Below are 8,324 nucleotides of genomic sequence, written 5' to 3' on the forward strand. Positions count from 1 at the left end.
CCGGCCTGCGCAGTGGAACTGATCCACGCTTATTCGCTGGTGCATGACGACCTTCCGGCCATGGACGACGACGAACTGCGTCGCGGACGACCGACCTGCCACGTCGCCTTCGGCGAAGCCATGGCCATACTGGCCGGTGATGCCCTGCAGGCGCTGGCCTTCGAGCTGCTGGCAAGCGAGGCCAACGGCGACGCGCCGGCACGCCTGACCATGCTGCGTGTACTGGGCGAGGCCTGCGGGGCCCAGGGCATGGCGGGCGGCCAGGCCGAGGATCTTGCAGCCACCGGTGGCCAGCTGGACCTGGCAGCACTGGAACACATGCACGCGCTCAAGACCGGCGCCCTGATCCGCGCCTCGGTTCGCCTGGGCGCGCTGGCTGGCGGATGCACCGATACGCGAACCCTCGACGCGCTTGAACGATACGCGGTTGCCGTGGGCCTGGCCTTCCAGGTGCGCGATGACATCCTCGACGTGGAGTCGGAAACCGAGGTCCTGGGCAAGACCGCCGGAAAGGATGCCGCCCAGAACAAATCGACCTTCCCGGGCCTGATCGGCATGACCGCCTCCAGGCAGCGTCTGCAAGAGCTTACCGACCAGGCACTGGAAGCCGTGGCCTTCCTCGGCGAACCGGCCGATACGCTGGCACAACTGGCGCGCTTTACCGCCACCCGCGAACACTGAGCGCAGTGCGCACGGCCACGCCGGCATGCCGCTGCAGCGTTACTTGATCAGGCGCAGGCAGAACGGATAACGGTAGGCCACGCCTTCGTTGGCCTTGATCGAAGCGACGATCGTCATCACCAGCCAGTAGATGCCAACGATGAACCATCCCGGGATCGCGATCAGCAGACCGATACCGAACGTGGCGATCGACAGCAGCAGCAGCAGGAAAAACACGATCGCAATGGTGAGGTTGAAGTTCAGCGCTTCCTTGCCCTGATCATCAACGAACGGCATCGTTTCCTTCTTCGCCAGCCAGATGATCAGTGGACCGATAAAACAGCCCAGGCTGCCTGCCCACCCGGTGGTGATCAGGCCACCCAGCAGCGCCGAAAGATGGGCGAACATGCCCCACTGGCGTGCCTGCGGGTCGATCTCCATCGCGGGCGATTCCGGCGGCGGCGAAGACGGCGTGCTGGCGGCAGGCGGACCATGCGGCGGGATCTGGTCTGACGGGGTGTTCATTGCCATGAGCTCCTCGCATCGGTGTGGCCCACTTTCGCCGCCACCCCCGAAGGTGTCAAGGACATGCAATCACGCCATCTCAGGCCGCGTCACCGGCCACGGTCATGCGATCGATCAGGATCGAACCGGTCAGGATCGACGAGCGGTGATCCACGTCCGCACCCACCGCGCCGATGCCCATGAACATCTCGCGCAGGTTGGCGGCAATGGTGACTTCCTGCACCGGATGCACGATCCGGCCGTTCTCCACCCAGAACCCGGAGGCGCCGCGTGAATAATCGCCGGTAATGATGGACACGCCCTGCCCCATCACCTCGGTCACCAGCAGGCCGGTATCCATGCGCGCCAGCATGTCCTGGAAATCGTCTTCACCGTGACTGACCACGACGTTGTGCGTGCCGCCGGCATTGCCGGTGCTGGACAGGCCCAGCTTGCGCGCCGAGTAACTGCCCAGCAGATAGCGCGACAGGACGCCATCGCGCACGATATCCGAGTCCACCGTGGCCACACCCTCGGCATCAAAATTTGCCGAACCGTGTCCACGCGGCAAATGCGGGTTTTCCGTGATCGACAACCATTCGGGCAGCACGGGCTCGCCCTTCTGGTCCAGCAGGAAACTGGCGCGCCGGTGCAGCGAGCCGCCGCTGATCGCGGCCAGAAGATGCCCGATCAGTCCGCGCGCGACAGGGGGGGCGAACACGACCGGGCATTGCCGCGTGGACAGTCCGCGCGCACCCAGGCGCGCCAGCGTCCGGCGTGCGGTCTCGCGGCCCAGTTCCCCGGCATCCATCAAGTCCTGAACACGGCGTGTGGTGTCGTACCAGTAGTCGCGCTGCATGTCCGCGCCTTCACCGGCGATGAGCGAACAGGAAAACGTGTGCCGGGTGGCCGATTCGCGGCCCAAAAAGCCGTGCGAGTTGGCATACACGCCCAGGCTGGCCCCAGTGCCGACCGAGGCGCCCTCGGAATTGCGAATCCCCTGGATATCGCGGCCCGCGTGCTCGATACGCTGGCCAATCGCGATCACCTCTTCGACGGCCGGCTGCCATGGATGCCAAAGGTCCAGGTCGGGAAACGCCTGCGCCATGCGGGTCGCGTCGGCCAGCCCGGCGTAGGGATCTTCCTCGGTATGTCGTGCGATGGCACACGCCTGGTCCAGGGTGGCCTGGATCGACTCGGGCTTGAGATCCGCGGTGCTGGCCGAACCCTTGCGCTGACCGAAGTAGACGGTGAGGCCGAAGCCGCGATCACGCGTGTGCTCGACCGTCTCGACCTCGCCCAGCCGGACATTGACGTTGAGCCCGGTTTCGACACTGGCCGACACCTCGGCCTGTGTGGCGCCCGCGGCGCGTGCCCTGGCAATGACGTCCTCGGCCAGTGTGGCCAGGCGATCCAGCTCCACGGTGCGGTCCGATGTTGAAGCGATGCTGTTCACGATTCGATCCTTGCAAAGAAGCCAATGATTGTCGCATGCCTCGCGTTCCTGGCCGAGCGCCTGCAGCCGGCGTGCGCAGGCTGCGCCGATACGGGACAATGGCTGAAGAACCGCACCGGATGGATGCCTTGGAAAACGAAGAACCCGACATTGACGACCTCGGCCCCAGCCGCAGCCAGCAACGGCGCGACGCGCTGGCGGTGCTGGCCCTGGCCGAACAACTGGTGGCACTGCCTCCCAACCGGCTCGACCAGATCGAGCTGCCCGAGGACGTGCGCAACGAAATTGCCCAGGTACGCCGCATCAAGTCGCATGGCGCGCGCAAGCGGCAGCTGGCCTTCCTGGCCAAACTGATGCGCCGCCACGACGACGACGTTTTCGCGTCCGCGCATGCCGCAATGGGCGAGAATCAGGAGCTCAGGCGCCAGGAAAACGCCGCGCTGCAGCGTCTGGAAACGCTGCGCGAGCGGCTGCTCGACGATGGCGACGCGGCCCTGGGCGAGTTCATCGCCCGCTATCCCGACGTCGACCGCCAACAACTGCGCACCCTGGTCCGTCAGGCGCGGATGGAGAGACTGGGCAACAAGCCGCTGCGCGCCTACCGCGAGCTGTTTCGCCTGTTGCGGACCATCGCGGACGCCGACCCGGACGATTGAACCGCAAGTTCACGGGGATCCGCACACCGCATGCAAAGCATGCTTGTCCGAATCTGATGACCGGCAGGACCCTGCCGGGATCGACAAGCCATGCGTGTAGGATCTTGACTGGTGCAATGCGTAGCCGACGGACAGGCTTCAGGAAGCCGTGCCGCCCACCGTCATGGCATCCACGCGCAAGGTCGGCTGGCCGACGCCGACCGGAACGCTCTGGCCGTCCTTGCCGCACACGCCGATACCTTCATCCAGCGCCAGGTCGTTGCCGATCATGGACACGCGCGTGAGTACCTCGGGACCGGAGCCGATCAGCGTGGCACCCTTGACCGGTCGCGTGACCTTGCCGTTCTCGATCAGATAGGCCTCGGCGGCAGAGAACACGAACTTGCCGCTGGTGATGTCCACCTGACCGCCGCCGAAATTCACCGCGTAGAGGCCACGCTCGACCGAACGGATGATCTCTTCAGGGTCCCGGGTCCCCGCGCGCATGTAGGTATTGGTCATGCGCGGCATCGGCAGGTGGGCAAACGACTCGCGCCGGCCGTTTCCGGTCGGCGCCATGCCCATCAGACGGGCATTGTGCTTGTCCTGCATGTAGCCGACCAGGACTCCGTCCTCGATCAGGGTGGTGCAGTGGCTGCGGGTGCCCTCGTCGTCGATGCTGAGCGAACCGCGGCGTCCCTCCAGCGTGCCGTCGTCGACCACGGTCACGCCCCTGGCCGCCACCCGCTCGCCGATACGCCCGGAAAAAGCCGATGTTCCCTTGCGGTTGAAGTCCCCCTCCAGGCCGTGGCCTATGGCCTCGTGCAACAGCACGCCCGGCCAGCCCGGACCCAATACCACCGGCATGCTTCCGGCCGGCGCATCCACCGCATCCAGATTGACCAGCGCCTGGCGCACCGCTTCAGCTGCCCAATGCTTCGGTCGCCCACTATCCAGCAACTGGCGATAGTCGAAGCGGCCACCACCGCCGGAAAAACCCTGTTCCCGACGCCCGCCCTGCTCGGCGATGACCTGCACGTTCAAGCGAACCAAGGGCCGCACATCGGCAGCCAGGGTGCCATCGGAGGCCGCCACCAGTACAGTATCCACCGTGGCGGCAATGCTCACCACGACCTGGGTGATGCGCGGATCCATCGCGCGCGCCTGCGCATCGATCTCACGCAGCACGCGTATCTTCTCGTCGTTGGGCAGACTGTCGATCGGGTCCAGCGCCGGATACAGCGCTGGACTTCCGTTCAGCGCGAGCGGCACGCCGACGCCCGGTCCGCTGGAGGAAATGGCACGCGCGGCACCCGCCGCCTCCAGCAACTTCGGCATGACGATGTCATCCGAATAGGCAAAGCCGGTCTTCTCGCCGGCCATGGCACGCACGCCAACACCCTGTTCGATGCTGTGATTGCCGTCGCGCACGATGCCGTCCTCGAGCACCCAGGACTCGCTTCGTGAATGCTGGAAATACAGGTCGGCGGCGTCCACGGATGCCCCCATAAGGCCCGTGAAGACGCGGTCAAGATCGGACAGTCCGAGTCCGCCCGGGGCCAGCAGGCGACGTTCGGCTAAAGCCAGCGGTTGTTCGAGTGTCATGGATATTCCGGTACGCGAGAATGATGAAAAGTATGGGGGCTACAGCGACGACTTAAACCCCGCCGTGCGTGCTTATCTGCCATTGGAGGACGCGGCTGCGGGTTGCGTGCGCACCGAGGATGGCATGGACGCCTCCGGCGCGGTTTGCGAAGCAGTCGGTGTGGATGCGGCAGGCGCGGCCTGGGGCGGTAGCGGGGCGGGCATGGGCGACGTGGCACTCGGGGCCGATGCGCGGGGAGCCTTCGGTGTCGCAGCAGGGGTGTGGATCTCGTCCTTGTCGATCAAGGTGATCTTCGGATGTTGCCAACTTCCGGTGAGGGTATAGCGCGCGCTTGCAGCCTTGTTCAGACCCTTGCCCAGCAAACCCTGCACGGCAAGTCCGGCCGCGGCGCCGACCGGGCCCAGCGCAAGCGCACCGACAACGGGCAGGCTGTTGCCCACGTGCGGGATCACCAGCACGTGCTGGTCATAGGTCTTGTTGCGCATGTTGGTGCGTCCGGTGATGGTGATTTCGGCAGCCGACCCCTTGATCTTCAGGTCATCCGTATGTGCCACTCCATCATCGAGCTTGAAGTGCCCGGTGATGGAATCGAATCCGAGGCCCTTGCCGAACACGTCGCCGAAATCCAGAGACAGACGACGCGGAAGTTCGGTCACGGCCATCAATCCCAGCAGGCGACCCATGCCGGGTTGCACCTCGGGAATGCGGCCCTTGCTGACCTGAACCCCGAGATTGCCGCTCATGCGAGCCAGCGCAACGGAGGAGGGTTCGCCCGGCCAGCTCGCATCCAGGTGCGCACGCGTCTGCCCACCAGTGAACAACCCCTGGAAGCCCAGTGTGTTGAGCAGGCTGCCCAGGTTTTGGGCGCCGAAATCGATGCGCATGTGGGTCCGGCTGTCATGCGCGTCGCCGAGCCAGTCCCCCGTGGCCATGACCTGGACATCGCGCGTATGCGTGCGCATCTGATCGATGTGCATCCCGCTTGGGGTCGGCCAGCTTTCGAAACGGGCTTCGCCCAGATGCGCATTGCCCAGACGCAGGTCGCCGACCGATATGTGCAGGGGCGGGATGGTCGCCGGGTTGATGCCGGTATTGGCATAGGCGGCGTCACTCTTGACGATGGTGGCCGGAGCCGGCTGCGCGGGGGCTGAAGCCGCGGCCGCCAGCGCGGGGTGGCCGTTCGCTTGTGCATTTGATGCACCCGGGTCCTTTGCGGACTCGTCCGGCCAGTACAGCCGCTGCAGATGCGCCACGATGCCGCGTTTGTAAAGATCAGTCGTAGGCAGCGTGAGCGTGCCTTTCACCTGCGGTCCGTCCAGCGTCATGCGGACCTGCCCGGGCTGCTGGGCCAGCTTCAGGTGCAGGGGCTTGAATGTGGCTCCAAACATCAGGGCACGATCCACATTCACGTCCACGCCATCCAGCTGCATCGGCGGTCCTTGCGGACTGCGTCTTGCATCCAGCGCGCGCTGCAACCAGCCGGAGACATTCAGGTCCTTGCCGTGCCCACGAATGCGGATGCCGCGGGCCGGAAGGCTGTCCGGCATCTGATCGCCGAGCCGGACCGACAAGGCCAGCGGCGCGCCCGCAGTCGTGGGCAGACGCGCACGGGCCTGCACCAGCGAGCCCAGGGACAGGCTGAGATCGCCACCACTGACCGGCAACTGCAGTGCCAGGTGCATCGGCAAGTGAACCGAAGCCGGCTTGTCCAGCGGGACCGGCAAGTCCAGGGCCATGCCATCCAGGCCGGAATCAACCGTCAATACCTGCCTGACCTGATCCTTTGGGCTATCGGTGATTGCAAAGCCGATATCGAAAGCGGCCGATCCGCTGGCGACCTGCGCCAACGGCGCCAGAACCGGCCTGCCCTTGATCAGGGCAGGCATGTCATAGATCCCGTGGATGGCAACCTGGACCGGTTTGTCAGGATCACCCGTAGCCCCCGGTCCCAGTGCAAGGTCGAGCGTGGAGGGCACGCCGTTGAAGCGCACCGGAAGTCCTTCGCCGTGCAATCCCCTGCCGTTGAAGTGCAGCGTACCGGCGAGCCCACGCATTGAAAGGCCCCAATCGGCATTGTCCACGTCCAGACCCTTCACTTTCGCCTCGCCGGCCAGTGTGTAATTTCGAAGGTCGCTGAACGGAAGCACCAGGCCGAAGTCGAACTCGCTCGTTCCGCCGAGCTTGAGGTCCTTGAGCGCCGAGGCATGCCGATGCGCGATCGGGCTGTTGCGGGCGAAATCGAGCATGCTCGCGCCGGTCCCTTTGCCCTGCACACTCAGCGCCAGCTGGCCATGCCGGAAGTGGGCAATCGAGGCCACGGCATCGGTGATGCTATTGCCGCCGGCATGACCGGCATCGGCCTTCACCAGCATGCCGTCATCGACAAAGCTGGCCACGGCATGCACGTCCTCGACGCGTGGCCATTGCTTTGCGTAATCCAGCGTCAGGCCGGAAATCTCCCCGCGGGCCTCGAACCGCCCACGCTGCTGGTTGAAGGGCCAGTCGCCCAGGTCGCCGTGTATCAGGCCCTCGGCATGATCCAGCACGCCCTTGACCAGCGCCCGGTCCAGCCATTTCCTGGGTTTCTCGGGGAGCAGGCGGGAGGGCAGAAACCTTCTGATCACGGACATATCGGTCCGGCCCAGGGTGAAGTACAGGTTCATGTAGGGCATGCCGTCGGCACCGGGCATGCGCGCTGCGCCACGCACTTGTCCGGAAAACTCCTTTCCGGAAAATGTGATTCCACCGCTTCCGATATGCCAATCCCGATCCTGTTGCCATGCGCTGATGGCCCCATTCAGGGACGTCAGCACGATCGGCTGCTGCAGGGTCCCCGGCATGCTGAGCGTGACCGCCTGTGCCGGCAAGTCGAGCGACACGGCCTCGGCGTCACCCATAAGATGCCCGCGTAACGGCCCCAGACCGGGCCGATGCCCCGCTGCCTGCAGCGTCAGGCCGTGAAATTGCGCATCCAGACTGGCCAGACCGCGCTGAGCCGACCATTCCAGGCGCCCCTGGTCCAGGGTCCCGTCCGGTCTGGCCGCAAACAGCCACTTGCTGAGCGCGGGCGGCAGACCGGGCGCTTCGGTCAACCAGGGCACCAGGCGGGACAGATTCAGGTGCAGCGCCCGCGCGCTGATCTCGCGTGCCGCACCCTTTCCACGAACATCAACGCGTGCCTGTGCGCCAGCGGGACCGGCATAGCGGATACGAAGGCCCTCCGGACGGCGCGCAAAGCCCAGCAGCGCCTGCTCGCGATGCATCTTCAGCTCGCCCTCCGGCCCGTGCAGGGCAAGATCGGACAGATCCATGCGCGTCGTTGCCGAGACCACGCGCCCTGCCTTCCAGTCCAGCCAGATCGCCAGATCGCCCCGGCCACTGTCGACGCCACGACCGGCCACATCCACACCGGCCAGCAACTGACCCAGGTCCACATTGTTTCCGCCCATGTACAGCCGACCGG

At 65.5% G+C, this 8,324-nt stretch carries 6 protein-coding genes; 2 read left to right on the plus strand and 4 right to left on the minus strand.

Annotated features, from left to right (window positions below; all coding sequences use genetic code 11):
* A partial coding sequence (locus PF446_RS01135; protein WP_298068863.1) for a farnesyl diphosphate synthase occupies window positions 1–681 on the plus strand: 681 nt, incomplete at its 5' end.
* A 39-nt stretch (window positions 682–720) separates the two neighbouring features.
* Here the strand turns inward: PF446_RS01135 and PF446_RS01140 are convergent.
* Both PF446_RS01140 and pmbA read right to left on the minus strand, forming a co-directional pair.
* Window positions 721–1,185, minus strand: coding sequence for a DUF4870 domain-containing protein (locus PF446_RS01140; protein WP_343224637.1), 465 nt, complete (start codon window positions 1,183–1,185; stop codon window positions 721–723).
* 79 nt (window positions 1,186–1,264) lie between these two features.
* On the minus strand, window positions 1,265–2,620 hold the full coding sequence (gene pmbA, locus PF446_RS01145) for a metalloprotease PmbA (RefSeq protein ID WP_298068865.1): 1,356 nt from the start codon (window positions 2,618–2,620) through the stop codon (window positions 1,265–1,267).
* Window positions 2,621–2,691: 71 nt separating this feature from the next.
* On the opposite strand from pmbA, the gene yjgA reads away from it, so the two are divergent.
* Window positions 2,692–3,276 (plus strand): ribosome biogenesis factor YjgA, encoded by a 585-nt coding sequence (yjgA, locus tag PF446_RS01150; protein WP_343224638.1) that lies wholly within the window; start codon window positions 2,692–2,694, stop codon window positions 3,274–3,276.
* A gap of 138 nt (window positions 3,277–3,414) precedes the next feature.
* On the opposite strand, the gene tldD is transcribed toward yjgA, so the two are convergent.
* Both tldD and PF446_RS01160 read right to left on the minus strand, forming a co-directional pair.
* Window positions 3,415–4,860, minus strand: a complete 1,446-nt coding sequence (gene tldD, locus PF446_RS01155; protein WP_298068867.1) for a metalloprotease TldD — start codon at window positions 4,858–4,860, stop codon at window positions 3,415–3,417.
* Window positions 4,861–4,932: 72 nt separating this feature from the next.
* Window positions 4,933–8,310 (minus strand): YhdP family protein, encoded by a 3,378-nt coding sequence (locus PF446_RS01160; RefSeq protein ID WP_298068869.1) that lies wholly within the window; start codon window positions 8,308–8,310, stop codon window positions 4,933–4,935.
* Between the last annotated feature and the right edge of the window lie 14 nt (window positions 8,311–8,324).

This window comes from Oleiagrimonas sp. (assembly GCF_027858935.1).
Lineage (GTDB): Bacteria > Pseudomonadota > Gammaproteobacteria > Xanthomonadales > Rhodanobacteraceae > Oleiagrimonas.

What these genes read in the sequence shown, in the direction of transcription:
- PF446_RS01160 (WP_298068869.1), bottom strand. Translation starts at nt 8,310, where the DNA reads ATGGGCGGAAACAATGTGGACCTGGGTCAGTTGCTGGCCGGTGTGGAT.
- PF446_RS01140 (WP_343224637.1), bottom strand. Translation starts at nt 1,185, where the DNA reads ATGAACACCCCGTCAGACCAGATCCCGCCGCATGGTCCGCCTGCCGCC.
- tldD (WP_298068867.1), bottom strand. Translation starts at nt 4,860, where the DNA reads ATGACACTCGAACAACCGCTGGCTTTAGCCGAACGTCGCCTGCTGGCC.